This is a genomic window from Rhizobium sp. GN54, assembly GCF_021026345.1.
Lineage (GTDB): Bacteria > Pseudomonadota > Alphaproteobacteria > Rhizobiales > Rhizobiaceae > Mycoplana.
On the sequence record NZ_JAJNCZ010000013.1, the window covers coordinates 88,605 to 113,594 of the forward strand.

Consider the following 24,990-nt stretch of genomic DNA (forward strand, 5'->3'; position numbering starts at 1 on the left):
GCAATCAGCCCTGCATGATTTCCTTGAACTTCGAGAACCACTGGCTCTCGTTTTCGACCTGGATCTTGGACGAGATACGGATGAGGTGCTTGAAGTCCTCTTCGGTCGTCGGATAGGACGGGTCGCCGACGAGGTCGGCCGGGGGCGTCAGGCCGGGGACGACGCCCGGAAGGCCGAGGCCGTCCAGCCAGACCTGCTGGGCTTCCTTGGTCAGGGCGTGGTTGATGTACTGCTTGGCCCAGTAGAGCTCGTTCTCCGGCAGGCCCTTGGGGATCCACAGGCCGTCGGTGTCGAACTTGGCGCCTTCCTCCGGCACGACCCAGGCGAGTTCGATGCCGTTCTTCCTGGCTTCGCGAGCGTTGGTGGAGATGGTGCAGGCCGCGTCGATCTCGCCCTTCTGGAACCAGGTGGTGAAGTCCGGGTCCTCGCCGAGCAGCGGCTGCTGTTCCTTGACCTTGGCGATGAAGTCCCAGGCCGGCTGCATGTTGCCCGGGATGTCCTCCAGCTTGCCGCCGCCGGCGACCTGGGCGGGGAAGTGGAAGCCGATGCCGTCATTGTAAAGCGCGATGCGGCCCTTCAGCTTCGGATCGAGCAGGTCCTTCCAGGACTTCGGCGGGCCATCCGGGAAGGCGGAGGGGCGATAGGCCAGCACGTAGACATAGCCGTAGGTGTTGACGATCGGGTAGCCGTCGAGGCCGACCGGCTTGGCAAGCTCGGTGGTGTTCTTCAGGTTCGGCAGATCGGACAGGTCTTCCGTGACGCCGCGCAGCGCCGACTTGGTGGCATTCGTCGTCGTGTCCCAGTTGATGTGGATCGGCGGTACGCGATTCTGCGCGACGGCGGCCCAGACCTTCGGCTGGATCTCGTTGTCCTCGGTCAGGTCGTGACGGACGGCGATGCCGGTCATCTTGGTGAAGCTGTCGGAGACGCCGGCCTTCAGGCTGTCGACCCAGCTGCCGCCCCAGGCGCGGACGATGATCTCGGCCGGCTTCTCCGGTTCCTGGGCAAAGGCCTTGCCGGTGCCGAGCGTGGCGGATGCGCCGACGGCCGCCATCGAGGCGAGCAGCGTGCGGCGGCGGATTTCAGTGGTCAGGAATTTATCATGTGACATCGTGCGTTCTCCTCTGGCCGAAACCTTCTCTGGTTTACTTCTTGAAGACATGCATGTCCCGCGCATTCCAGCCGAGGCAGACGGAATCGCCCGGGCTGAACTGCAGGTGGTTGACGGGATCGTGGTCGAAGACGCGGAAAAGCTGGTCGCCGAGACCCGGCACCCGCACTTCGTAGACGATGCGCTCGCCCTCGAAGATGGCATCGACGACCGTGCCCTCGACGAGGGTGTCGAGATTGCCGAGGGTTTCGGCGCGCGGGGCGATGCGGATCTGCTCGGCGCGCACGGCGCCCGCGCAGGCGTCGCCACCGGCCAGCGCTTCGCCGACGGCGACGCCGGGAAGCGTGCAGCCATGTGCGCTGACCGACACCGAAGCGCCGTCGCGGGCGGCAACGACGCCCTCGATGAAGTTGGTGACGCCGATGAAATTGGCGACGAAGGCGTTGGCCGGGGTGCGATAGGCCTGCACCGGCTCCGCCTTCTGCTGGATCAGACCGCCTTCCATGACGATCACCTCGTCGGAGACGACGAGCGCCTCGCGCTGGTCGTGGGTGACGTTGATGGTGGTGACGCCGAGTTCCTTCTGGATGCGGCGGAACTCCAGCTGCATCTCCTCGCGGAGCTTGCGGTCGAGGGCTGCGAGCGGTTCGTCGAGCAGGAGCAGATCCGGCTCGAATACCAGCGCCCGGGCGATCGCCACGCGCTGCTGCTGGCCGCCGGAAAGCTCGTTGATGCGGCGGCCGCCATAGCCGCCGAGGCGGACGAGCTCAAGATAGCGTTCGACCTTCTCGGGGATCGCGCGGGCGTCGTGGCGGCGCATCTTCAGGGGGAAGGCGACGTTCTCGGCCGCCGTCATGTGCGGGAACAGTGCCAGCTTCTGGAACACCATGCCGATCGCGCGGCGATGGGGCGGAACGGCACTGACGGGGCGGTCGTTGATATAGATCTCGCCGCTCGTCGGCGCGTCGAAGCCGGCGATCATCCGAAGCAGCGTGGTCTTGCCGGAACCGGAGGGGCCGAGGATGGTGAGGAACCTGCCCTTCGGAAGGTCGAAGGAGGCATTGCGCACGGCATGCACGTCGCCGAAGACCATGCCGACGTCCCGGACGGAGACGGCGATGGTATCGCGGGGCCCGCGACGTTCGGCGGAAGCGGCTGCCATGACTATTCCCCCTGCCCTTGCGGGCTCCTGCGCGGCATGGCGGTTTCCGGGGAATCCGTTCATGGCGCCAAGTTGCCTATACAAATACGTACAAGTGACGTCAATCGCATCTGCGCATAAAACATGCTGTTGCGCGAGTTGCCTCGAATATGTGCAGGCCCGCCGCTGGGCCATGCTTTCGATGCTTCCGCGCCGTCTCTCATATCGAAGCGAGGTATCCCCCGTCCACCGGGATGCAGTGGCCCGTGACATAGGCCGCCGCATCGCTGCACAGGAAAATCACCACCCCGCCGATGTCGCCCTCGCCGCCGAAGCGCCCTTGCGGGATCTTGGCCAGCATGCGCTCCTGCCAGGCCTCGTCGTCGTAGAAGACTTCCGTCATCGCCGTGCGGAAATAGCCCGGCGCGATTGCGTTGACGCGAATGCCGTGGGCAGCCCATTCCGTTGCCAGTGCACGTGTCATGCCGAGCAGGCCGGTCTTCGAGGCGCCGTAGGGAACGGCGGTCGGGATGCCGACGAAGGAGGTGAGCGAGCAGAGATTGACGATGGCCCCGCCGCCCCTCTCCGCCATGATGCGGCCGGCGGCGCGGGCGCAGAAGAAGGCGCCCTTGAGATTGGTGTCGACGATGCTGTCCCACAGCGCCTCGTCGACGTCGAGCGAGGGGCGGACGTTCTCGAAGCCGGCATTGTTGATGAGGATGTCGAGGCCGCCGAGGGCCTCCGCCGCCTTCCCGATCGTCGCGGTGGAGGCATCGACGTCGCGCACGTCCTGCGCCAGCGCCACGCATCTTGCGCCGGCCTGCTCGACCAGGGCGATCGTCTCGGAAAGCTGTTCCGGTTTCCGGGCGGTCACCGCGATGTCGGCGCCCGCGCCGGCAAGGGCCACGGCGATCGTCTGGCCGATGCCGCGACTGGCGCCCGTCACCAGCGCGCGACGGCCGGCGAGATCGAAGAGGGGGCGGGGCATGGCGGCTCCTTTCATGGCTGGTTTCGGGATCACAGCATTAAACGCTTTACATGTCTATACATATGTACAGACTGACGGCGCCGACCTAGCGGCGGCTCGAACGATGCACATGGAGAATACGCAGATGGCAGATCCTTCAAGCCCCATTCGCGAAGAGGTTTTCGCCATTGCGCCCTACAATGCCGGCCTGACCATCGACGAGGTCAGGCGGCGCCACGGGGTCGAGGTGGTGGCCAAGCTCGGTTCGAACGAGAACCCGAACGGTCCCTCGGCAGGCATCGCATCTGTGCTCTCCGCGATCCATGAACTGGCGCGGCTCTATCCGGACCCGAGCGGACGGGCACTCACAGCCGAGATCGCCGGCAGGTTCGGCGTGGAGGAGAGCCAGGTCGTCCTCGGCAACGGTTCGGAGGATCTGATCGCCGTCATCTGCCGTGCGGTGGTGCGCCCGGGCGATACCGTGGCCACCCTCTACCCGTCCTTCCCGCTGCACGAGGACTATACGACGCTGATGGGCGGGCGGGTCGATCGCATCGCCGTGAGACCGGACCTGACGATCGATGTCGACGCGCTCGTGGCGGCGGCGCGCCGCAAGCCGCGCATGCTTCTCTTCGCCAATCCGATGAATCCGGTCGGCTCCTGGCTGACGCCGGCCGAACTCGACCGCGTGATTGCGGCGGTGGACCCGGAGACGCTTGTCGTCGTCGACGAGGCCTATGCCGAATATGCTGCGGGCCAGGACTATCCCTCGACCGTCGATCTGCTCCGCGGCACGCCGCTGAACTGGGCCATGCTCCGGACCTTCTCCAAGGCCTACGGGCTGGCCGGTCTCCGCATCGGCTACGGCATTGCGAGCTCGGCCGAACTCTGCGGCTTCTTCGACCGCGTCCGGACGCCGTTCAACACCAACGCCGTCGCCCAGGCGGCGGCACTCGCAGCGCTCGCCGACCCGGCGCATCTCGACCTTTCCGTCGCCATGGCGCTGTCCGAACGCGACCGCATCGGGAAGGCCCTGCTCGACCTCGGCTACAGGATCGCGCCGTCGAAATGCAACTTCCTGTTCTTCGATGCCGACCGGGATGCGACGGTGCTGGCAGAGGCGCTGCTCGCCGGCGGCGTCATCGTCAAGCCGTGGAAGCAGCCGGGTTTTGAGACCTTCGTCCGCGTCAGCATCGGCAGCCCGGTCGAGAACGATCACTTCCTGGCAGCCTTGAAGGCCGTGAGCCCTGCATGATCCGACAAGCACTAGGCTCGCCGTGCGAGCCTAGTGCTTGTCGGTATTCGCCATCGCTCCCAGAAGTTTCGGCAGGTCGCCGAAGCGGGCGACGAGGCCGAAGATCAGGGTGGCGATCGCGACGAACAGGATCGTCACCGACGCCATGGTCGGCGTGTAGCCGTAGCGCAGCGCGTTGAAGATCTTGATCGGCAGCGTCTCCATGGTGAAGCCGACGGTCATGTAGGCGACGATGTACTCGTTGAGCGACAGCACGAAGGCGAAGGCATAGCCGGAGACGAGATAGGGCAGGATCAGCGGCAGCACGACGGTTCGGAAGATCCTCCGGTCGTCGGCGCCCATGGTGGCGGCCGCCTCGACCAGCGAACGGTCGATCGAGGAGAAGCCGAGCGAGAGCGTCACCAGCGGCAGGGTGACGAAGAAGATCGCGTGGCTGATCGCCGCCGTCCACGGCTGGCCGTAGAACCCGGTCGTCGCCCAGAACGTGAGCATTCCGAGCGCGGTGATGACTGGCGGCAGGGTGAAGGGTGCGATGCCGAGAAGCTGGAAGATGTTGGCCCAGGGCGCGTGTCGCCGCCAGAGGAACCAGGAGAGCGGCAGCGCGATCGCGAGCGCCAATGCCGCCGAGACCGCGGCGAGCGTGATCGATGCGAGAAGCGCGTTGCGCCATTCCGGATTGGTGAAGATCTCGCCATACCAGGAGAGCGAGAAGCCCTGCGGGGGAAAGGCGAGCGTCTGCTTCTCGTTGACCGAGACGCCGGCGACGACGATCAGCGGCAGCGACAGGAACAGCCCGACGAGGCCGAGATAGAGACGCTGGAGAAACGTGGTCATGCGGCTTCTCCCTTGCGGCCGGCGATCAGCGTGAGTGCGACGAGGCCAAGCGTGACGAGCACGAGGAACACGGCCATGGCGGAGGCGAACGGCATGTTCGACTGATAGATCGCCTGGTCGGTGATCAGCACAGACAGCGTCCAGTGCTGGGGCCGGCCGAGGATCTGTGGCAGCAGGTAGGAGCCGAGCGCGAAGATGAAGACCATGATCAGCGTCGCGACGATGGTGTTTCTGAGCGCCGGCACGACGACGGTGAAGAACGACTTGACCGGCGACGCACCGAGCGTGCGGGCGGCCTCCGTCAGCGTCGGGTCGAGACGGACCAGTGCGGGATAGAGCACGAGCACGGTATAGGGCAGCGCCTGGTAGACCATCGCCGTCAGCACCGCGCCGAAGCTCGGATTCAACGCCACCGGCTCGCTCATCAGCCCGATGGCGACGAGAAGGTTGGTGATGCCGGCCGTGCGCGAGAACAGCGTCGACCAGGCAAAGCCGATGATGACCTCGGACAGCGACAGCACCGACAGGAGCGCAACGAGCCACAGGACCTGCGTCCTGCGGCGGGCGCGCGACAGGAGGTAGGTGAAGGGAACGGCGATGACGACGCAGCAGATGGCGACCGTCACCGCGAGAAACAGGGAGAAACCCAGCACCTTGCCGAAGAAGAGGCTGAGGAACCGGGCATAATTGTCGAACACGAAGGCCGTCGAATAGAAGCCGGCCGGATCGCGCTGGAAGAAGGACACCGCGATCATCGTCGCAAACGGGATGACGAAGAAGACGATCAGCATGCCTGCCGGAAACAGCAGCGGGCCGTAGTCGGCCAGTCTCTGCGGCGCCTCGCGTCTCATGACTTCAACACCACGCAGGCATCGGGCGAAAGCCTGATGCCGACGTTCTGGCCGACGCTCACGTCGGGTCGCGCATTCGGCATCGAGACGGCGACGATCTGCTTGTCGCCGGCCTCGACGAAGGTCTCGATCGTGCCGCCGAGGTCGCGGACGAAGGTGACCCTCGCTTCGATCGCGCCATGGCCGGGGGCAGTCAGGTGAACATCCTCGGGACGGACCGACAGCACGCCTCTGGAAAGACCGGCGGGAATGGCGAGGTTTTCCACGACGGCGCCCAGCACCGTGGCCCGGCCGGCGCTGTCTGCGGAGAAGTCGATGAGGTTCGTCATGCCGATGAAGTCGGCGACGAAGGTGTCGGCGGGACGGCGGTAGATCTCGACCGGCGCGGCGGCCTGGCGGATCTCGCCGCCGTTCATGACCACGACCGTGTCCGCCATGGTCATGGCCTCGCGCTGGTCGTGGGTGACGACGATGGTGGTGATGCCGAGACGCTGCTGCAACTGGCGCAATTCCACCTGCATGGCCTCGCGCAGCTTGGCGTCGAGCGCGGACAGCGGCTCGTCCAGCAGGAACAGCTTCGGCGAGATCGCGAGTGCACGCGCAATGGCGACGCGCTGCCGCTGGCCGCCGGAGAGTTTCGCCACCGGGCGGTCGGCATAGCCGGACAGATGGATCATCGACAGCAGTTCGTCGACGCGCTTCTTCTGGTCTTCCTTGCCGGCGCCGCGGATGCGCAGGGAATAGGCGATGTTCTCACCGACCGTCAGGTGCGGGAACAGCGCCAGCGACTGGAACACCATGCCGAGATCGCGCTTGTGGGTCGGGACGCGGGTGATGTCCGTGCCGTCCAGGTTGATCGCGCCCGCGGTCGGCAGGTCCAGTCCGGCAATCATGCGCATCAAGGTGGTCTTGCCGCAGCCGGACGGGCCGAGCAGGCAGACGAAGGTGCCGTGCGGAACGGTGAGATCGACGTTCTTCACCGCCGTGAAGCTGCCGAATTCCTTGGTGACGTTCTGGAGTGTCAATCCGGACATATGGTCTCCGCTCCGCAGGTTTGCGAGCATTCAGGTTGTGACTGCCCCTCACCCTAACCCTCTCCCCGCAAGCGGGGGAGAGGGAATGTGCGGAGTTTGCCGCTTGCCTTCTCCCCGTTCACGGGGAGAAGGTGGCCGGCAGGCCGGATGAGGGTCCGCGCCGCTCAGCCGACGATCAGTTCGGTCCACTTCTGGTTCAGCCAGTCGGACTTCGTCTGGTACATGTCGTAGCGCGGGATGATCGGCTCGATGTCGGAGGAAACGGCGGCGAATTCCGCATCCGTCAGGTCGAGCAGGTCACGCCGGACCGTCGGCGCCGTGCCGACCTTGCGCGACAGCACCGCCTGGATCGCCGGCTGGCTCATGTAGTCGATGAAGACATGCGCTTCGTCGACCTTCTGAGAGGCGCGCGACAGCGCCCAGCAGCCCGAATCCTGGATGCCGCCTTCCTTCGGGAAGGTGGAGCGGACCGGGTGGCCGTCGGCGGCGGCGAGGCCGGTGACGTCGTGGTAGTACTGGCCCATCGGGATCTCGCCCGATTTCAGCGCCTGCTCGAACTGGGCCTCGTCGCGATACCAGAGAGCTACATTGGGCTTGACCTCGGCGAGCTTGTCGAAGGCCTTGAGGATGCCCTCCTCCGTGTCGAGCACGCTGGTGCCGCCGAGGAAGGTCTTGGCGGTCACTTCCAGCAGGAAGGAGTTGGATACGAGTGCGAGCAGGCCGAGCTTGTCGGCGTTCGCCGGATCCCAGAAGGCTGCCCAGCTTTCCGGTGCTTGCTCGTAAACGGCGGTGTTGGTGACGAGCGTGATGTACCAGGCGACGGCGCCGATGCCGGCGACCCGGCCGTCCGGATACTTGTTGACGAAGCGCTCGATCAGGTTCTCGCCGTTCTTGATCTTGCCCATGTCGAGCGGCGCCCAGAGCTCGGTCGCCTGGCCCTTGAGCATGGCCACCTGCGACATCATCGAGACGTCGGCCGGTGCCTGGCCGGCGCGTGCGGCCTGTTCGAGTTGGACCAGCCAGGCCTCTCCCGTCGGCTCGGCGATGGATTCCACCGCGATGCCCGTCGCCTTGGTGAATTCCGGGAAGATGTTCTTGTCGAACGAATCCTTGAAGTATCCGCCGTAGACGCCGACCTTCAGGGACTTTTCCTGCGCACGCAGGATCGACGGCATCGCCAGCAGCGACGCGCCCGCCATGCCGGCGCCGAGCACGCCGCGGCGGCTCACGGTGGCGTTGAGAATATCACGCATTGTCCTTACTCCATTCTTTGCCAGACGGCTTCCGGCCGCCGGGTTGTTCCCATTTTATATTGCAAGTCAAGCCTTGGCGATGACGGAAGGGCTGAACACCATCAGGCTCAGGATTTCGAACAGCACCTGGGCGCCGGCATGCGCGGTATTGGTGGTGGCGTCATATTGCGGGGCGACCTCGACGACGTCGCCGCCGACGAGATTGATGCCCTTGAGGCCGCGCACCAGTTCCAGCACTTCGCGGGTGGTGAGGCCGCCGATTTCCGGCGTTCCCGTTCCCGGCGCGAAGCTCGGATCCAGGCTGTCGATGTCGAAGGAGAGGTAGGTCGGGCCATCGCCGACGATCGCCTTCGCCTTCTCGATGATGGCAGGGATGCCCATGCCGGAGACGTCCTCGGCATGGATGACGGTCATGCCGGCATCGTAGGAGAACTCCCAGAGATATTCCGACGAGCCGCGGATGCCGATCTGGATCGTGCGGGTCGGGTCGAGGACGCCGTCGAGCACCGCGTTGCGGAACGGGCCACCGTGATGGAACTTGGTGCCGTCGAAGGAGCCGCTGGTGTCGCAATGGGCGTCGATGTGGATCATCCCGACCGGCTGCTTCTTGCCGACGGCCTTCATGATCGGGTGGGTGATCGAATGGTCGCCGCCGACGGCAAGCGGGATCACGCCGGCATCGACGATCTGGTTGAAGCGCTTCTCGATGTCCTCGTGGCTCATCTCCAGCCGGTAGCGGCTGCGGAAGGGAACGTCGCCGATGTCGGCGACGCGCAGTTCCTGCACGGGCGCGCAGTCGAGGACATGATTGTAGGGGCCGATGCGCTCGATCGAACGCATGGCGCGCGGTCCGAAGCGCGAGCCGTTGCGGTTCGTGACGCCGAGATCCATCGGAACGCCGGTGATCGCCACCTGCAGGTTGCCGAAGTCCGGGTCCTCCGCCTCGACCGGCATGTGCGGGGCAGAAAGGAATGTCGGCACGCCCGCATAGGGCGCGAGCCGCGTGCCGCTCTTGGAGAAGATCTTGTCGGCGACCTTGCGGAAGGCCGGATCGAAGATGTCCCCGCCGTGTCCGTCGCCGAATTTCTCCCGCAATGCCTGGAGCTTGCTGTCGTCGAATGCCATCGTCCGCCTCGCTTCTGGTCGCAATAGGGCAAGCGGGGGAGCCGGGCCTGGCTGCCGATAGTGTCGTTCCCCCGGGCTTTTGCCCTTGTTTTTATGATTACGTCGCAAAACGATTGGAAAATCAATTGACAATGTTATAGCTTTTTGTGTGAGAAAATTTCACATATGAATCCGCTCCGATTGCCATGTCGAACCGACTGCCGCCCCTCAATCCGTTGCGCGCCTTCGAGGCGGCGGCGCGGCGCGGTTCGGTGACGGCCGCAGCCCGCGAACTCAACGTCACCCATGGCGCCATCAGCCACCAGATCCGGGCGCTCGAGGAATCGCTCGGTGCGGTCCTGTTCGAGCGCGGCGGCAAGCGGTTGAAGCTGACGTCGCAAGGCGCGCTGCTTTTGCCGGCGGTGACGGAGGCCTTCGGCGGCATTGCCGCCGCCACCGCGCTGATGAAGCGGCCGGCGACGAGCGGCTCGCTGACGATCACCTGCGTGCCGGCCCTTCTTTCATTCTGGATCGTTCCGCGCCTCAACCGCTTTACCGAGCAGTATCCCGACGTGAAGCTGAGCCTCGTCGCCTCCAACGAGCCGGCGCAGGTCTTCTCGCGCGACGTCGACGTGTCGATCCTCTACGGCGACGGCAACTGGCCCGATTGCTGGACCCGTCTGTGGAGCCACCTGCGGCTGTTTCCGATTGCCAGCCCGACCCTGCTCAACAGCAGGCCGCTTCGTTCCGTGCGCGATCTCTCCGACCATATGCTGCTGCATGGCGATCGCGACGGGCGGGAGTGGAACACCTGGTTCGCCGCCGCCGATGCGGTCGATCTTCCGAAGGGGCAGCAGCTCTTCACCAGCGACGCGCGTCTTTCCACCGAGGCCGCGCTTCACGGCCAAGGCATAGCACTCGGCGACACGATCACCGCGGCGAGCCTGATCGCGCGCGGCGAACTGGTCGTGCCTTTCGACCTTTCGGTTCCGGCAAACGATGCCTTCTATGTCGCCTGCCGGCAGGAGGTGCGCGCGGCACCGATCGTCAAGGTCTTCATCGACTGGCTGTTCGCCTCGCTCGAGGAGGATGGCCTGCCCGAACCGCAGGCGTCCGCGCGCATGCTGTTGCGCACCCGCGGCGGCCGCAGCGGCGATGGCTATCAGCCGGTGTCTTCGCCGCGCACACGTCCGCACGACAATACTCGAAAACGCAAGACACGCGCCTGAGGCGCCAATCCACTGCAAGGACCTGTCCCATGCCCAGATTCAATCCCCTCGTTGCGAACCTTGCCGCGCCGCCGATCCCCACCGTGTTTGCCTGGGGCAGAAGCTACAATGGCAGCAAGGGGCCGCTGATCGACCTGTCACAGGCCGTGCCCGGCTATCCCGCCCATCCGGAGATGCTGCGCCGGCTCGGAGACTACGCCGCCTCCACCGCCTATACCGGCTACGGCCCGATCGAGGGGGAGGACGCGCTCAGGCAGGCTTATGGCACCCATGTCGCCTCCGTCTATGGTGCCGCGCTCGGTGCGGAGAACATCCATGTGACGGCCGGGTGCAATCAGGCCTTCATCTGTGCCGCAATGGCGGTCGCAGGCGCCGGCGATACCGTGCTGATGAGCGATCCCTACTATTTCAACCAGGAGACCACGCTTGCGATGCTGGGCGTGAAGGTCCGGCTGGCGCCTTGCGATCCCGACAACGGCTTCCAGCCCGATCTCGCGGCGATCGAGGCGGCGATGACACCGGATGTCCGTGCGCTCGCGCTCGTCTCGCCGAACAATCCGACAGGGGCGGTCTACTCGCCGGAACTGCTTTCCGCGGTGTTCGATCTCTGCCGGGCGCGCGGCGTCTGGCTCATCCTGGACGAGACCTACCGCGACTTCCTGCCCGAGGCCGGTGTGCGCCCGCACGGGCTGTTCGACAAGGAGGGCTGGCAGGAGACGCTGATCGGTCTCTATAGCTTCTCCAAGGCGTTTTGCATTCCCGGCCATCGGCTGGGTGCCATCACCGCGAGCCCCGCGGTCGTCGAGCAGGTGGCGAAGGTGATGGACAACGTGCAGATCTGCCCGCCGCGTTCGGCTCAGGCGGCGGTCGCAGAGGCGTTGCCGCTGCTTTCGGACTGGCGCGAGGAGAACCGGCTGGAGATCGCCCGCCGTGCGGCGGCATTGAAGGAGACGATGGAGGGGCTGAACGGCTGGTCGATCGGTGCCGTCGGCGCCTATTTCTCGTTCATCCGCCATCCTTTCGCGGAAGAGACGTCGACGGAGGTTGCAGAAAGATTGGCAAAGGAAGCGGGTATCCTCTGCCTGCCCGGCAGCTACTTCGGCCCGGGGCAGGAACGCTACCTGCGCTTTGCCTTCGCCAATGCAGGCGCGCCGACGATCGGGCTCCTGCGGCAGCGGCTGCAGGATTTCGGCGGTCCGGCATAAGCCGGTCCGCTTTGCTCACGATGCGGGGCGGTCCTTAAGCCGCGCGCCAGGGTGGCAGGCGGTAGGTTGGAGGGCATATAAGAGCAGCTTCATTTATCCCCAAGCGTGTACCCCCTACTCCGACTTTGCATATTGCCAACCGCTTTCATTGAGAGGACCCTCACTTCCAGGACTGGCGTGGGAGGCGCCCTGATGGACACCACGTTGGAAATCGGACAGGAGGAACTCGACAACGCCTCGATCGAGCGGAGTGTCCTCTTCCAGATCAAGCGCTCCCAGTCGCTGCTGGCACGGCGTTTCCAGACGCGTTTTGCCGCCTTCGGCGTCACGCCCGGTGAATATGGTGTTTTGCTGCTGGTCGCGACCAACCCCGGCCGCAAGCAGACGGAAATTGCCGATGCGCTCGGTATCCAGCGCGCGAACTTCGTGCCCCTGATCAACTCGCTCGAGCGCAGGCTTCTGACCGAGCGGCGACCGTCGCCGCAGGACAAGCGCTCCAACGCCTTGTACCTCACCCCGGCGGGAGAGGAATTCGTCGAGCAGATCTGCCAGGCGGAGGCGCGATTCGAGGCGGAGTGCACGGCCCGCCTCGGGGGCCGCGAGGCGCGAGACGCCTTTCTCGTCCTGTTGTCCCGGCTGGCGGTCTGATTGCCAGAGGTCGCCCGGTGGCCGGTATTCCAGCTTAAGCCGAGGAAATGATTCCGTTTCCGGCAACACCGTATCCGGGCGATTGCCAAATATGCCTTGACGGGCATCGGGAATCGCCGCACCGTCCCTAACGGAAAAAGATGATCAATCCGGTTTTTCCCGTAACCTTGGCATCTGCCTGTTACATCGGCTGCGTGACGTATGCACCTGGCCGCGAATGGGGCGATGCCGAAAGCTCGGCCTGACCGGTCGGGAAACGGACGGGAGGCAACCGGATGGGGGAAGGATGCGCATGGCGATGTCGCCGAACATGACGACGGGTGCAGAACCGACCGCCGACGAGGCGATCGCCTCGGACGCGCGCATCCTGTCGGCCCAGCTCAAGTCCATGCGCGAGCGCTTCTTTCCGCCGACCGCACGGAAGGTGCTGCGCAGTTTCACCTCCGGCGAGGCGGCGCGGCTGATCGGCGTTTCCGACGGTTATCTGCGCCAGCTCTCGCTGGCAGGCGAAGGACCGCAGCCCGAGACGGGGCCGGGCGGGCGCCGCTTCTACTCGCTGACCGACATCAATGCGCTGCGGGCGCACCTAGCAGAGCAGGCCCTTGCCAAGGGCAACCGGGGCAAGGCCCGCGCCTATCGCAAGTGGCGCGACGGTGCCGGTGGCGAACACCTGCAGGTCGTGGCGGTGACCAACTTCAAGGGCGGGTCCGGCAAGACGACGTCGGCGGCGCATCTGGCGCAGTACCTCGCCCTTGCGGGCTATCGCGTCCTGGCGGTGGACCTCGATCCGCAAGCGTCTCTCTCGGCCCTGTTCGGCTACCAGCCGGAAATCGATCTTGAGGGCAACGACACGCTCTACGGCGCGATCCGCTACGACGATGAAGCCCGGCCGCTGAAGGACATCATCCGCAAGACCTATTTCGACGGGCTCGACCTCGTTCCGGGAAACCTGGAACTGCAGGAGTTCGAGCATGTGACGCCGCGGGCGCTGGCAAGCCGGCAGACGATGGCGCCGGGACAGCCGCTGTTCTTTGCCCGCGTGCATGCGGCCCTGCGGACGGTGGAGCAGGACTACGACGTCGTCGTGCTCGATTGCCCGCCGCAACTCGGCTACCTCACTTTGTCGGCCCTGTGCGCCTCGACCTCAGTGCTCGTCACCGTGCACCCGCAGATGCTCGATGTCGCCTCGATGAACCAGTTCCTGTTCATGACGTCGGATCTCTTGGGCGTGGTGCGCGAGGCCGGCGGCCGGCTGAACTTCGATTTCCTGCGCTATCTCGTCACCCGCTTCGAGCCGAACGACGGACCGCAGGCGCAGATCGTCGGACTGATGCGCTCGCTGTTTGCCGACCGCGTGCTGACCTCGCCGATGGTGAAATCGACAGCGGTCTCGGATGCAGGCCTGACCAAGGAGACGCTCTACGAGGTGGGACGGGAAAACTTCACCCGCGCGACCTACGACCGGGCGATGGAAAGCATGAACGCCGTCAACGCCGAAATCGAGGGGCTGATACTGCAGGTCTGGGGGCGCGGCGCATAGCAATTGCGTCCGGCCGGACACGATGGACGGCCGGGCATGATGAAGCAGAAACGAGAAAGGAACAGAGCAAGAAAAAAGGCCTCCAAAACGTCGCCATTCCGGAAGCCCTCTTCAATGTAGCAATTCAAGAGAATCACTTCCGACAGCCAAAGTCAAGAGTCCGCGCGGATTTCCTCCGTCGCGGAACCGATATCCTGTTGCCTGCCGACTGAGGCAAACCGACAGGAATGCTCCTTTCCCAAGGGACAGGAGCCTTCGCGCACGCGTCTTGTGAACGTGCGAACGCTCTGGTGCGGCGTCAGGTCAGGCCTCTTGCCTCCTTGAGAGGGACGACCATGACGGAGAGACTGGCAACGACGCCTTTTGGCGGCGGCAGGATGACTGCGCGCGTCTTCGCGATGCAGAAGCATGTTGCGGACACCCAGGCGCGGCTCGCCGCCGACGGCGGCGGCAATGACAACGGCACCAGCGAGAAGTGGCAGTTGCTGCGTGCCTTGACGGAGGCGCGCGAGCACTACGGCCTGTCGGACCGCACACTCGCCGTGCTGGAGGCGCTTCTGAGCTTTCACCCGGACCGGGTCCTCGATGGCCGCGCGCCGATCGTGGTCTTTCCCTCGAACGCGGAACTGTCGGTACGCTCGCGCGGGATGGCGCCGGCGACGCTGAGGCGGCATCTGGCAATGCTGCAGCAGGCGGGCATGATCCTTCGGCGCGACAGCCCCAACGGCAAGCGTTACTGCCGGCGTGACGATCGCGGCGTGGTGGAGGACGCCTTCGGCTTCGACGTGGCGCCCCTGGCCTTGATGGCCTCCGACATTCACGAGCGGGCGGAGCAGGCCCGTGCGGAGGCGAGGCGGGTCCATGCACTGCGCGCTGAGGTGACGCTGCACCTGCGCGACATCGCCAAGATCGTCGAGGCAGCCTTGGCCGAAGGGCGCAAGGGCCCCTGGCTGGAGCATCAGCTGGCGCTCGCAGGTCTGTCCGGACGGCTGGGGCGGGCGACACCCGCAGAAACACTCACGGAACGGAAAACGGCGCTGCTGTTGCTTCGGCGGGGCGTCGAGGATGACTACCTCAAATCGCTCTCGGACGAAGAAATGAGCGCCAATGACGATCAAACTGAGCGGCATATTCAGAATTCAAACCCAGACCATCCATTTGAATTAAAAGGCCATGACATAAACCAGGAGGCGCGACCGGCGGACAAGAAGGAGGCGGAGCGCAAGAGCGTCGCCGTCAGCCTAAAACGTGTCCTGTCTGCATGCCCCGAAATCGGCTCCTATGCGAAGGAGGGCATTGCCAGCTGGGCGGACCTGATCAAGGCGGCCTCGCTTGTCCGCTCGATGCTCGGGATTTCGCCGGATGCCTATGAAAAGGCGCGCGCTGCGATGGGCGACGGGACGGCTGCGGTGGTGATCGCCGCCATGCTCGAGCGATCGGACCAGATCCGGTCTGCCGGCGGATACCTGCGGGAACTGACGCGAAAGGCCGAGGCCAGGCAGTTCTCGGTCCTGCCGATGATCAAGGCGCTGGAATGAGCGGAGCTCTCCATGATCCGGCCGGAATTCTTGGCGGTGAGTGCATGCGAAACCGCGGGACGGCGCTAACCCGTCGGCAACACCGGCCATTCGCCGGTGATCCGCCCGTTTTCCATGATCTGGAGCGGGCCGAATTGCTGCAGGACCGCTTCGGACTGGGTCGGCCGGAAGAAGACGTGGTCGTCAGGGGCGACCGGAAAGGCGGGAGAGAACGCCATCAGCTGCTGGTTGGAGGAATCGCCCCAGATCCCGTTCCGCTTCAGGCCCGGCGGATAGACAGGCTGGGCCATGAATTTCCCGCCATAGAGGAAACAGCCGTCGCGCGGGAAGAGACCGAGCGTCTGGACGAGGGTGGAAATCAGTTGCGGCCCCGGCAGCCGTGTTTTCAGGACCTTCAGCACCGGCGTCGCGATGAAGAGTGCCGGTGCCAGTGCTGCGAGGTCCGGCCGATCGAAGTCCGTCGGCTTGACGATGGCGGATCCGATCGAGACCTCGTTGGCGACCCGGTTGCCGGCATGCGAAAAGGCCGTCTGGCTGCCGCCGGTATTGAGGATGGCCCGTTGTTCGACGGGAAGGACGTCGACGAACGCGGAGAAGCGGGCCCGAGCTCGGCGAAGGGCTGCTTCCGGTCCGCCGAACAGCGAGGGAATGGCGGGGACATGGGCCTCGTATCCCATCAGCCCCTCGCAACGCAGATACGGCTCCCCGGATGCGGCACCAATGGCCTTGCCGAGGTCTGCGGGCGTATCGAACCCGCCGCGCTGCATGCCGATATTGATCTCGAACGCGATGTGCAGCGGCCTGCCGAGCGTACGGGCCAGGGCGGCATATTGCGCAACCCGCGCCTCGGTGTCGATCAGCCACGTCACCCTCCCCGCGAGCGCCCTGGCCTGATCCGGATCGGCATGGGCAAAGGCTCGTGCCACGGCTGAGACGGGCATGGGCTTGCCGAGCAAGGCATGGACATCGGGAAATTCGCCGAGCACCGCCATCGTCACGGGCAGGTGGAAGGTCATGATCCGCCGTGTCCCGAGGACGCGCATCGCGTGCCCGAGAAGGGGGAGCGATGGCAGGGATTTGTCGACGAGGCGGATCGCAGGCCCTCCCCGCATCGCCCCGCGAACGATGGAGAGGTTGGCGTTCAGCCGTTCGAGATCGATGACGAGCGCAGGCCGATGAACCCCGGCTTCTTCCAGGGCTGCCGACATCATGCCGAAATAAGCAGTTCTCTTCATGCCGAAAGACCGAACAGGCGGGCAAGGTAGGGAGAGACGAAGCGGCGGTCCGGGTCGAAGTTTTGGCGGACCTCCATGGCGTCCTTCCATCGCGGATAGAGGGCTGCAAGCTCGGCGGCTGTCAGGTTGTGCATCTTTCCCCAATGCGGGCGCCCGCCGTAGCGCCGGAAGATCGTTTCCGCGGCGGCCATGAAGGCCCTGGGATCCTCGGCTGCGTCATGATGGATGGCGATCGAACAGGTCTTGCGCCGATAGAACGGGCTGAGCCAGAAATCGTCCGCTGCCACCGAGCGCACCTCCATGGGGAAATAGACCTCCGGGAAGCGCTTCTCCGATAGCGCGATGATTTCCGCCAGGGCCCTGGGTCCTTCCTCGAACGGCAGGTGATATTCCATCTCGTTGAACTTGCGGCGCCGGTCGCTGGCATAGACGTGGAGCCAATCCTGGACGTAATCCTCTTCGGGCAGGCGCGTGAGCGCGGAGCCGATCAAGGCGCGCCGCAGGGGCGGCAGCCATCCGAGCCAGGTCCGCAATCTCTTCAGCGTCGACAGCCCCTCCTCGTCCTCCTCGGATGGGCGCGGCGTGACGTCTGCTGTGGACGGGTCGCTGGTGATCAGCAGGGCATGGCCGGAAAAGGGAATGAAGTAGAACTCGGCCGACCGGTGCCCGTTCATGAAGCTTTCGAAGGAGGAGAGGATTTCGCCGATCGGCACGACCCGGCGGCGCCGGCGCAGCCGGTAGGTCGCCACGTTCTGCAGCGTTACCGCGGTCAGCGCTCCGAAGGCGCCGAGCGACACGCCGGTCGCCTCGATCGTCTCGCGGTCGGTCTCGATGTCGTAGCGGCGCACGTCGCCGCGGCCGTCAACGATCTCGATCTTGCGAAGCTGGGTTTGATAGGCGCCGAGCGTGGAGCCGGAGCCGTGCGTCGCCGTGCCGAGCGCGCCGCCGACCGTCTGCTTGTCGATGTCGCCCATGTTGGGCAGCCCCTGCCCTACTGCGTGAAGCTGCTTGGCGAGATCGCCGAGACGCGTCGCAGCACCCACCGTCGCCCGCAATGCGATTGCGTCGTGGGACACCAGCCCCTGGAACCGGTCGAGGTCGAGAATCGTCCCTTCGGTCTCGACCAGCGGCGTGAAGGAGTGACCGGCGCCGGCGATCCGGATCGGTCCGGGCGCCATCCTGATCGCATCGGCAAGTTCGGCAAGGCCGCGCGGTTTCGTGATTCTGGCGTTTCTGGCGATGACGCTGCCGGACCAGTTGCTCCAGGCGATGCTCGCAGTCTGGTTCATGCGTCGCCGCCCTTGCTTGCTGCGAACGCAGCCAATGCAAGGGCGGCGCAGAGCCGTGCGCTGGCCGGAAGCCCGTTTCCTGCGCGATCCACCATTCAGACGGCCTCCCGCCCCAATACCGCCGAAATATGATAGAGTATCATATCATCGAAGCCTGATGGTTCGTCCCTGGCTTGTCAACGGGAAACTGCGGCGTCGCGGAGGCAGCCGAACCGCTGATCCATTTTGGGGCCGTCGTGGACGGATACGGGAATAGTTCATTAAGCTTGTACTGTTTTAGTGGGGTATCATGATGATGCTTCGGCGCCGCCGCGTCCAGCGCGGAGACGCCATTTCCTCAATGGAAACAAGCGAAAAGAGAGACGAGGACAAGCAGGTATGACGGCAGATGCCGATGACCTCGGACAGCGCCTGCGGCGCAAACCGAAACAGGAGCGTAGCCGGGAGCGCGTCGAGGAGATCTTGCGCGTTGCAAAGCAACTGATCGGCGAAAAGGGCATAGACGGGATGACCATGCGCGAGGTGGCGCTTCAGACCGGCGGGCCGATCGCCTCGGTCTACCAGTACTTCCCGAACAAGTCGGCCATCATCGCGATGCTCTACGAGCAGTACAGCGCTGCGACGCGCGCCGGCATCGGAGCCAGTCTCTCCACATTGAAGGACATTGCGGACGTTCGTGACGCCGCCGACGGCATTCTCGACAGCTATTATCTGCGGGTGGCCGGCGATCCCGCCATCCAGGATCTGCTCAATGCGATCCAGGCCGACAAGGACCTGCAGAACATGGACATCACCGAGACGCGGCGCCAGGCGGACCTGTTCTGCCAGCTGTCGGCGCATCTGGTGGCCGAAGGCGAGCGCGAGCGCTTCGGGCGGCTCGTGTTTCTGTTGTTCCAGTTGGCCGGGAGCATGGTCCGCCTGGCGATTGCCCTGCCGGCGGACGAGGCGGAGAACATGCTGGTCGACTTCAAGCACATCATCCATGGCCAGCTTGCCGGCTTCTGTCCGGCCGGCATGGACGGCAAGGCGCAGGAAAACCCTTGACCTTCCCATGTGGCATGGCTCCACCGTGAGCCTTTCAACAGGGAAAGACGAGATGCCCGAAGAACCGATCCTTGCGTTTGCGGTGGAAGGCATGACCTGCGGCCACTGCGTCCGAACCATCACCACCGCTGTAGAAACCGCCTTTCCCGATGCGAAGGTGAATGCGGATATCGCCACCCACCGCGTCACCGTCTCCGGCCGCGTCGATGCCCGGACCGTGGCCGGTCTCATCGCCGCCGAAGGCTATACGCCGGTGGTGCTGGAGACTGCGGCCGGGAATGCCGGGGCCGATCGGGACTGATCTCCGCCGTGAACCGGTCATCTCATCCCGCGCGCAACCGACGGGCGCGACGGTCGTGGCCGCGGGCTACCGCAGAAACACGGTGAGGCATGAAAAACCCCGGAGACCTCGCCTGGTCTCCGGGGAAAGCGACGCGCCGTGCGGGGCGGCGCGTCGGTCCGGGGAGGATCAGAAGAAGCCCAGCGCCTTCGGGCTGTAGCTCACCAGCATGTTCTTGGTCTGCTGGTAGTGGTCGAGCATCATCTTGTGCGTCTCGCGGCCGACGCCCGACTGCTTGTAGCCGCCGAAGGCGGCATGGGCCGGATAGGCATGATAGCAGTTGGTCCAGACGCGGCCCGCCTGGATTTCGCGGCCGAAGCGGTAGGCGCGGTTGCCGTTGCGCGTCCATATGCCGGCGCCCAGGCCGTAGAGCGTGTCGTTGGCGATTTCGAGCGCTTCCTTCTCGTCCTTGAAGGTCGTAACCGAGACGACGGGGCCGAAGATCTCCTCCTGGAAGATCCGCATCTTGTTGTGGCCCTTGAAGATCGTCGGGCTGACATAGTAGCCGCCGGCCAATTCGCCGCCGAGGTCGTTGCGCGATCCGCCCGTCAGCACCTCCGCACCTTCCTGGCGGCCGATGTCGAGATAGGCGAGGATCTTCTCGAGCTGTTCGCCCGACGCCTGTGCGCCGATCATGGTCGAAGGATCGAGCGGATCGCCCTGCCTGATTGCCTCGACGCGCTTGACCGCCTTTTCCATGAAGCGGTCGAAGACGGATTCCTGGATCAGCGCGCGGCTCGGGCAGGTGCAGACCTCGCCCTGGTTGAGCGCGAACATGGCGAAGCCTTCCAGCGCCTTGTCGAGGAAATCGTCGTCTTCCGCCATGACGTCGGCGAAGAAGATGTTCGGCGACTTGCCGCCGAGCTCGAGGGTGACCGGGATGAGATTCTGGCTGGCATATTGCATGATCAGCCGTCCGGTGGACGTCTCGCCGGTAAAGGCGATCTTGGCGATCCGCGGGCTGGTCGCCAGCGGCTTGCCGGCCTCGAGGCCGAAGCCGTTGACGATGTTGAGCACGCCCGGCGGAAGCAGGTCGCCCACCAGTTCCGCCCAGACGAGGATCGATGCCGGCGTCTGTTCGGCGGGCTTCAGGACGACGCAGTTTCCGGCTGCGAGCGCGGGCGCAAGCTTCCAGGCGGCCATCAGGATCGGGAAGTTCCAGGGGATGATCTGGCCGACGACGCCGAGCGGCTCATGGAAGTGATAGGCGACAGTGTCCTGGTCGATCTGGCTGATCGAACCCTCCTGGGCGCGGATGCAGGCCGCGAAATAGCGGAAGTGATCGATTGCGAGCGGAATGTCGGCCGCCGTGGTCTCGCGGATCGGCTTGCCGTTGTCCAGGGTTTCGGCCCGCGCGAGGAGATTGAGATTGTCCTCCATCCGCTGGGCGATCCTCATCAGGATGTTGGCACGCTCGGTGGCGGACGCCCGGCCCCATTGGTCCCTGGCCGCATGCGCAGCGTCGAGGGCGGCTTCGATATCGCGCTCGTCGGAGCGCGCGACCTCGCACAGCTTGCCGCCGGTGACCGGCGTGATGTTGTCGAAGTACTTGCCCCCGACCGGCTCGCGCCATTCGCCTCCGATATAGTTGCCATAGGTCAGCTTGAACGGTGTCTCGACGATTTTCTGATGCAGCATGCGATCCTCCCTAGATCTGGTTCTTTGGAACCGATGGCAGGAGTGTGCGTGCGTTTTCTCTTACGGAATAGCAGGGTCTGGCGCTTCCGGGCCGCTGCCTGTCGCAGGATTGAAACAGATGGCATCGGCAAATGGGGCTGGCGCGCATCGCGGCCATCCGGGCAGTCGACGCGCGCTCGCGGCGCGATCTGCCGGAATCACGCGGACGGCTTCGACACGCCATTTTCGAGCCTGTCACCCCTCCCCCCGAAGACAGTTGGTCGCCGGGTGAAGGTTCTGCGCTCAATGCAGGTCGAGTTTCTTGATCTTCCGGTGCAAGGTGGCGCGGCTCATGCCGAGGGCGGCGGCGGCGCGGGAGATGTTGCCATTGGTGCGCGAGAGCGCGCGGCGAAGGGCGGCGCGTTCCGCCTCCGCCAGTTCTCCGTTCGTCGCGTCGCGACCCTCCTGGAGTGCGTCGGCGGCGGGCAGTCCGGCTGCGATCCGGCCGTCATCGAGCTTCAGCGCCAGGCGCGCGGCGCGTGTCGCACCCACCACGAGGTCGTCCTTGTCGACGGCCAGCAGGGCGGATGCCGAATTCGCGCCCGCCGGCAGCATGATGAAGCGGGCATCGGAGAAGGCGCTGCGGAACAGGTTGATCTCGATGCGCATGGCGGCATCACGGACCGCCTGCGAAAGGATCGACAGGGTCATCTCGTCGACGTCGTCGCGGCGGGTGGAGATGTCGAGGGCGGCGGCGAGTTGTCCCCGGTGATCGCGGATCGGGGCGGTGGTGCAGCAGAGGCCGATATTGGAGCAGAGGAAGTGCTGGTCGCGGAAAACCGTCACGCAGCGCTCGTCGGCGATCGCCGTGCCGATGCCGTTGGTGCCGACGCTGGCTTCCGTCCAGACGGAGCCGGTCCAGAGCCCGAGATTCTGGAAATCCTTGTCGTCGCCGCGCGCGCCGCGCCGTTCGAGTGCAACGCCGTTCCGGTCGGTGAGGAGAATGCAGTAGCCGGCCTTGCCGAGCATGGCGAACAACCGGTCCAGTTCATCGGTGGCGTTCGCGACGAGCTGTCCGGAGACTTCCTGGGCCAGGTTAAATTCGCCTTCGGTCAGGCGCAACGGTGGCCGCTGCTCTTCCGGCGCAAGGCGATGCAGGGTCATGCAGCGCTGCCACGATGCGACGATCGGCGAACTCGCCGCGGCTGAGCCCCGCAGCGCCGTCGAATAGACCTGTTCTGCATGCGCAGATTCTGCGGGCGCGGACCGTCCCACCATCGGCTCCTCCCTGAACCACGGGGGATTGTGGCGGAATCTCAAGCGTGAGGCAACCGCGGTCAGCCGCGGCCCGACCGAAAGCGGCGGTGGAAGTGTCGCAGCTTTGCGACAGTTGGCAGTTGGGGCTTCCGTTTTTGTGATCGCTGTTCGGAAGGCTCGAATGTTGGCGAAGACGTCGTCCTGCGCGGGGCCATGGGGTGCCGTCGCAGGAAAGTCTTGATATGTCGACAGTTTGTGTGCAAAAAGGCTGACAAGATGCCGCGCTGACACCGGCAAGAGCTAGGAGCAAAGGGGCGATGGAGTCAAGCAGGGCACGGGGGTCCGGCACCCAGTCCGTCTACAAGACCATCCGACAGGAAATCCTGACGATGGCGCTCGCACCGGGGAGCCCTCTCGACGAGGTGCGCCTCTCCGAACGCTTCGGAATGTCGCGGACGCCGGTGCGCGAAGCCCTGCTGCGGCTGGCTGCGGACGGTCTGGTGACGACGCTGCCGAACCGCAACACGGTCGTCTCGGCGATCGATTTTGCGACGCTGCCTTCCTATTTCGAGGCTCTGAGCCTGATGTACCGCGCCACGACGCGCGCGGCCGCCATGCACAGGGATGCGAAGCTGATGGAGAAGGTGCACGCCCGGCAGCGCGACTTCCGCAAGGCCGTCGAGGACCGGGACGCCTTCGCCATGATCGAGGCGAACCGCGATTTCCACGTGGCGATCGCCGAACTCGGCGGCAACGGCTACTACACGAGCTTCTTCACCCGGCTCCTCGACGAGGGCCGGCGGATCCTGCGCCTCTACTATTCGACGTTCGAGGACCGGCTGCCGCGGCAGTATGTCGAGGAGCATGAGGCGATCATCGCTGCGATCGAGGCCGGCGACGTCGACCTCTGCGATCGGCTGGCGACGGAGCATGCCGCCCAGATCGTTCGCCAGATCCAGGACTACATCGCCCGGGATCTTCGCCAGCCGATGGACCTCGCCGAGCGATAGAACAAGCGGCGGACCGGGGCGAGGCCCCTCGCCTTACGGCGGTCAGGCGCGCGGCCCGCCGCGCTTCTTCACCATCTTCACCAGCCGGGCGAAGACCGCGCCGGACTGGCGCACGCCGTCATGCTCGTATTCGTTGGTCACCCAGGTCTCGACGTTGCCGACGTGGCGCGCGGTCTCAAGCGACAGCGCCGCATCGACATACATATCGTCGAAATAGACGGCGGCCGCGACCGGAACCTCGTTGTCTGCGAGCCTCTGCGGATTGTAGAGCCTGCCGTGGCGCGGGCGCTCCGCGAGGGCCTCGACGGCTGCCCGGAACGGTCGCAGCGAGCGGATTTCCTGAAACATCCACGGATACATCATCTCGCCGGTCATCTGCAGCGGCCGATGCGCTTCGGAGAATGCGGGATGCTCGGCGCGGATGCGATCCGCCGCCCAGGCCGTCGCGCCGTCTCCCTGTGCGTAGATGACCTCCTGCAGCACGGCAAAGAGCGGATTGGCGTCGTAGGAGGTGAGCTCCATGACCGCGGCCAGGAAGTGATCGGACAGCCGATCCTCGGCGGAGCCCGAGAAGGCCTCGTCCATCAGCCAATGGATGTTCTCGAAACCCGGCGCCATCCCGAGATCGATGCCGACCGTCTGCAACCGCCGGACGGTCAGCCGATCGCCGTCCGGCAGGCGCACGTCGTTCCCGGCGAGGAGATCGGCGATGCGGCCGATCCGGTCGCGATCATGGGGATAGCGGCTGTAGTAGTGGGCGTTCTTTTCGGCAACGCGCGGATAGGTGCGGCGGTAGACATCGTCGGCGGTCGCGTCGAGGCCGGCAAGGCCGCCGGTCACGTAGCAGGCCGAAAGGCCCTCCGGCGCCGCCGAGAGATAGGTCAGCGTCAGGAAACCGCCATAGCTCTGGCCGAGGGTCTCCCACTTCACGCCACCGAACAGCGTCTTTCGCAGGTGCTCGCAATCGGCCACGATGCTATCGGCGCGGAAATGGCAGAGATAGTCGGCGGCCGCCTCGCCGCGCTCGAAGGCCGCCATCGTCGCGCCTTCGATGCGGGAACTGCGGCCCGTGCCGCGCTGGTCGACGAGGACGACACGGTGCGTCTTCAGCGCCTCTGCCAGCCAGCTCGGCCCGCCGCCGGTCGGTCGCGGGGCCTTTCCGCCCGGACCGCCCTGCAGGAACACCAGCAGCGGCAGGGTTTCGCGGGAGCGCGCGGCATCGCAGAGCTCGCGGGCGAAGATCTCGATCGTTGCGCCGTCCGGTTTCGACCAGTCCAGCGGGACGGGAACGAGATGGTCGCGGACGAAGAGCCCGGGGATGGTATACTCGCGGATAGGCAAGGCTGGCTCCTCGTTTCCCGTGTCGCCCTGCCCGCAAGGAGCCGGCGGCGAATTCCTGAACTGGACGACAGCACTAGCGCGAAGCGCATCGCCCTGCACGCGGAAAGCGGAAGCAAGCCGAGATTTGCGCATGATCCCGTGCGTTAA

The 24,990-nt window shown here is 65.3% G+C and carries 22 protein-coding genes; 9 read left to right on the forward strand and 13 right to left on the reverse strand.

Annotated features, from left to right (window positions below; genetic code table 11):
• Window positions 1-4: 4 nt before the first annotated feature.
• The 3 genes from LQK81_RS23795 to LQK81_RS23805 all read right to left on the reverse strand — a co-directional run bounded on the left by LQK81_RS23795 (window position 5) and on the right by LQK81_RS23805 (window position 3,240).
• Window positions 5-1,111 carry an ABC transporter substrate-binding protein gene (locus LQK81_RS23795; protein ID WP_230808897.1) on the reverse strand — a complete coding sequence of 369 codons (1,107 nt, stop codon included), beginning with the start codon at window positions 1,109-1,111 and terminating at the stop codon, window positions 5-7.
• Window positions 1,112-1,145: 34 nt separating this feature from the next.
• The gene (locus tag LQK81_RS23800; protein WP_230808898.1) at window positions 1,146-2,273 is read right to left on the reverse strand and encodes an ABC transporter ATP-binding protein; all 1,128 of its coding nucleotides are present in this window, start codon (window positions 2,271-2,273) and stop codon (window positions 1,146-1,148) included.
• A 199-nt stretch (window positions 2,274-2,472) separates the two neighbouring features.
• The gene (locus LQK81_RS23805) at window positions 2,473-3,240 is read right to left on the reverse strand and encodes an SDR family NAD(P)-dependent oxidoreductase (RefSeq protein ID WP_230808899.1); all 768 of its coding nucleotides are present in this window, start codon (window positions 3,238-3,240) and stop codon (window positions 2,473-2,475) included.
• Between the two features lie 124 nt (window positions 3,241-3,364).
• Here LQK81_RS23805 and LQK81_RS23810 point away from each other — a divergent pair, with 124 nt between their 5' ends.
• On the forward strand, window positions 3,365-4,474 hold the full coding sequence (locus LQK81_RS23810; protein ID WP_230808900.1) for a histidinol-phosphate transaminase: 1,110 nt from the start codon (window positions 3,365-3,367) through the stop codon (window positions 4,472-4,474).
• A gap of 30 nt (window positions 4,475-4,504) precedes the next feature.
• Here the strand turns inward: LQK81_RS23810 and LQK81_RS23815 are convergent, their stop codons facing one another.
• From LQK81_RS23815 to speB, 5 genes are all read right to left on the reverse strand, one after another.
• Complete coding sequence (locus LQK81_RS23815) at window positions 4,505-5,308, reverse strand: ABC transporter permease (RefSeq protein ID WP_230808901.1); 804 nt, start codon at window positions 5,306-5,308, stop codon at window positions 4,505-4,507.
• Window positions 5,305-6,159 (reverse strand): ABC transporter permease, encoded by an 855-nt coding sequence (locus tag LQK81_RS23820; RefSeq protein ID WP_230808902.1) that lies wholly within the window; start codon window positions 6,157-6,159, stop codon window positions 5,305-5,307. The genes LQK81_RS23815 and LQK81_RS23820 overlap by 4 nt, the downstream gene beginning before the upstream one ends.
• Window positions 6,156-7,193 (reverse strand): ABC transporter ATP-binding protein, encoded by a 1,038-nt coding sequence (locus LQK81_RS23825; RefSeq protein ID WP_230808903.1) that lies wholly within the window; start codon window positions 7,191-7,193, stop codon window positions 6,156-6,158. The genes LQK81_RS23820 and LQK81_RS23825 overlap by 4 nt, the downstream gene beginning before the upstream one ends.
• Before the next feature lie 164 nt (window positions 7,194-7,357).
• A complete protein-coding gene (locus tag LQK81_RS23830; protein WP_269065109.1) occupies window positions 7,358-8,446 on the reverse strand; it encodes an ABC transporter substrate-binding protein in 1,089 nt (362 codons plus the stop codon).
• A gap of 66 nt (window positions 8,447-8,512) precedes the next feature.
• On the reverse strand, window positions 8,513-9,571 hold the full coding sequence (speB, locus tag LQK81_RS23835) for an agmatinase (RefSeq protein WP_230808904.1): 1,059 nt from the start codon (window positions 9,569-9,571) through the stop codon (window positions 8,513-8,515).
• 185 nt (window positions 9,572-9,756) lie between these two features.
• On the opposite strand from speB, the gene gcvA reads away from it, so the two are divergent.
• The 5 genes from gcvA to repC all read left to right on the forward strand — a co-directional run bounded on the left by gcvA (window position 9,757) and on the right by repC (window position 15,710).
• A complete protein-coding gene (gcvA, locus tag LQK81_RS23840) occupies window positions 9,757-10,779 on the forward strand; it encodes a transcriptional regulator GcvA (RefSeq protein WP_230808905.1) in 1,023 nt (340 codons plus the stop codon).
• A gap of 29 nt (window positions 10,780-10,808) precedes the next feature.
• Entirely contained in the window at window positions 10,809-11,984 is a 1,176-nt protein-coding gene (locus LQK81_RS23845) for an aminotransferase (protein WP_230808906.1), read from the forward strand.
• A 192-nt stretch (window positions 11,985-12,176) separates the two neighbouring features.
• Window positions 12,177-12,632, forward strand: coding sequence for a MarR family winged helix-turn-helix transcriptional regulator (locus LQK81_RS23850; protein ID WP_230808907.1), 456 nt, complete (start codon window positions 12,177-12,179; stop codon window positions 12,630-12,632).
• 292 nt (window positions 12,633-12,924) lie between these two features.
• Window positions 12,925-14,172, forward strand: coding sequence for a plasmid partitioning protein RepA (gene repA, locus LQK81_RS23855; RefSeq protein WP_442967182.1), 1,248 nt, complete (start codon window positions 12,925-12,927; stop codon window positions 14,170-14,172).
• A gap of 335 nt (window positions 14,173-14,507) precedes the next feature.
• Window positions 14,508-15,710, forward strand: coding sequence for a plasmid replication protein RepC (repC, locus tag LQK81_RS23860; RefSeq protein WP_269065113.1), 1,203 nt, complete (start codon window positions 14,508-14,510; stop codon window positions 15,708-15,710).
• A 65-nt stretch (window positions 15,711-15,775) separates the two neighbouring features.
• Here the strand turns inward: repC and LQK81_RS23865 are convergent, their stop codons facing one another.
• Both LQK81_RS23865 and LQK81_RS23870 read right to left on the reverse strand, forming a co-directional pair.
• Window positions 15,776-16,945 carry an alanine racemase gene (locus LQK81_RS23865; RefSeq protein WP_230808910.1) on the reverse strand — a complete coding sequence of 390 codons (1,170 nt, stop codon included), beginning with the start codon at window positions 16,943-16,945 and terminating at the stop codon, window positions 15,776-15,778.
• Complete coding sequence (locus LQK81_RS23870; protein ID WP_230808911.1) at window positions 16,942-18,234, reverse strand: D-arabinono-1,4-lactone oxidase; 1,293 nt, start codon at window positions 18,232-18,234, stop codon at window positions 16,942-16,944. The genes LQK81_RS23865 and LQK81_RS23870 overlap by 4 nt, the downstream gene beginning before the upstream one ends.
• Before the next feature lie 378 nt (window positions 18,235-18,612).
• Between LQK81_RS23870 and LQK81_RS23875 the strand changes: the two genes are divergently transcribed.
• Together LQK81_RS23875 and LQK81_RS23880 are read left to right on the forward strand one after the other, a co-directional pair.
• Window positions 18,613-19,278, forward strand: coding sequence for a TetR/AcrR family transcriptional regulator (locus tag LQK81_RS23875; RefSeq protein WP_230808912.1), 666 nt, complete (start codon window positions 18,613-18,615; stop codon window positions 19,276-19,278).
• A 52-nt stretch (window positions 19,279-19,330) separates the two neighbouring features.
• Window positions 19,331-19,579: a heavy-metal-associated domain-containing protein gene (locus tag LQK81_RS23880; RefSeq protein WP_230808913.1), complete on the forward strand. Its 249-nt coding sequence runs from the start codon at window positions 19,331-19,333 to the stop codon at window positions 19,577-19,579.
• Window positions 19,580-19,747: 168 nt separating this feature from the next.
• On the opposite strand, the gene adh is transcribed toward LQK81_RS23880, so the two are convergent.
• Together adh and LQK81_RS23890 are read right to left on the reverse strand one after the other, a co-directional pair.
• Window positions 19,748-21,256, reverse strand: a complete 1,509-nt coding sequence (adh, locus tag LQK81_RS23885; RefSeq protein WP_230808914.1) for an aldehyde dehydrogenase — start codon at window positions 21,254-21,256, stop codon at window positions 19,748-19,750.
• 282 nt (window positions 21,257-21,538) lie between these two features.
• Window positions 21,539-22,513, reverse strand: coding sequence for a helix-turn-helix domain-containing protein (locus LQK81_RS23890; protein WP_230808915.1), 975 nt, complete (start codon window positions 22,511-22,513; stop codon window positions 21,539-21,541).
• A 296-nt stretch (window positions 22,514-22,809) separates the two neighbouring features.
• On the opposite strand from LQK81_RS23890, the gene LQK81_RS23895 reads away from it, so the two are divergent.
• Complete coding sequence (locus LQK81_RS23895) at window positions 22,810-23,502, forward strand: GntR family transcriptional regulator (RefSeq protein ID WP_230808916.1); 693 nt, start codon at window positions 22,810-22,812, stop codon at window positions 23,500-23,502.
• Between the two features lie 42 nt (window positions 23,503-23,544).
• Here LQK81_RS23895 and LQK81_RS23900 read toward each other — a convergent pair whose 3' ends face one another.
• A complete protein-coding gene (locus LQK81_RS23900; protein ID WP_230808917.1) occupies window positions 23,545-24,843 on the reverse strand; it encodes an alpha/beta fold hydrolase in 1,299 nt (432 codons plus the stop codon).
• Window positions 24,844-24,990 lie beyond the last annotated feature (147 nt).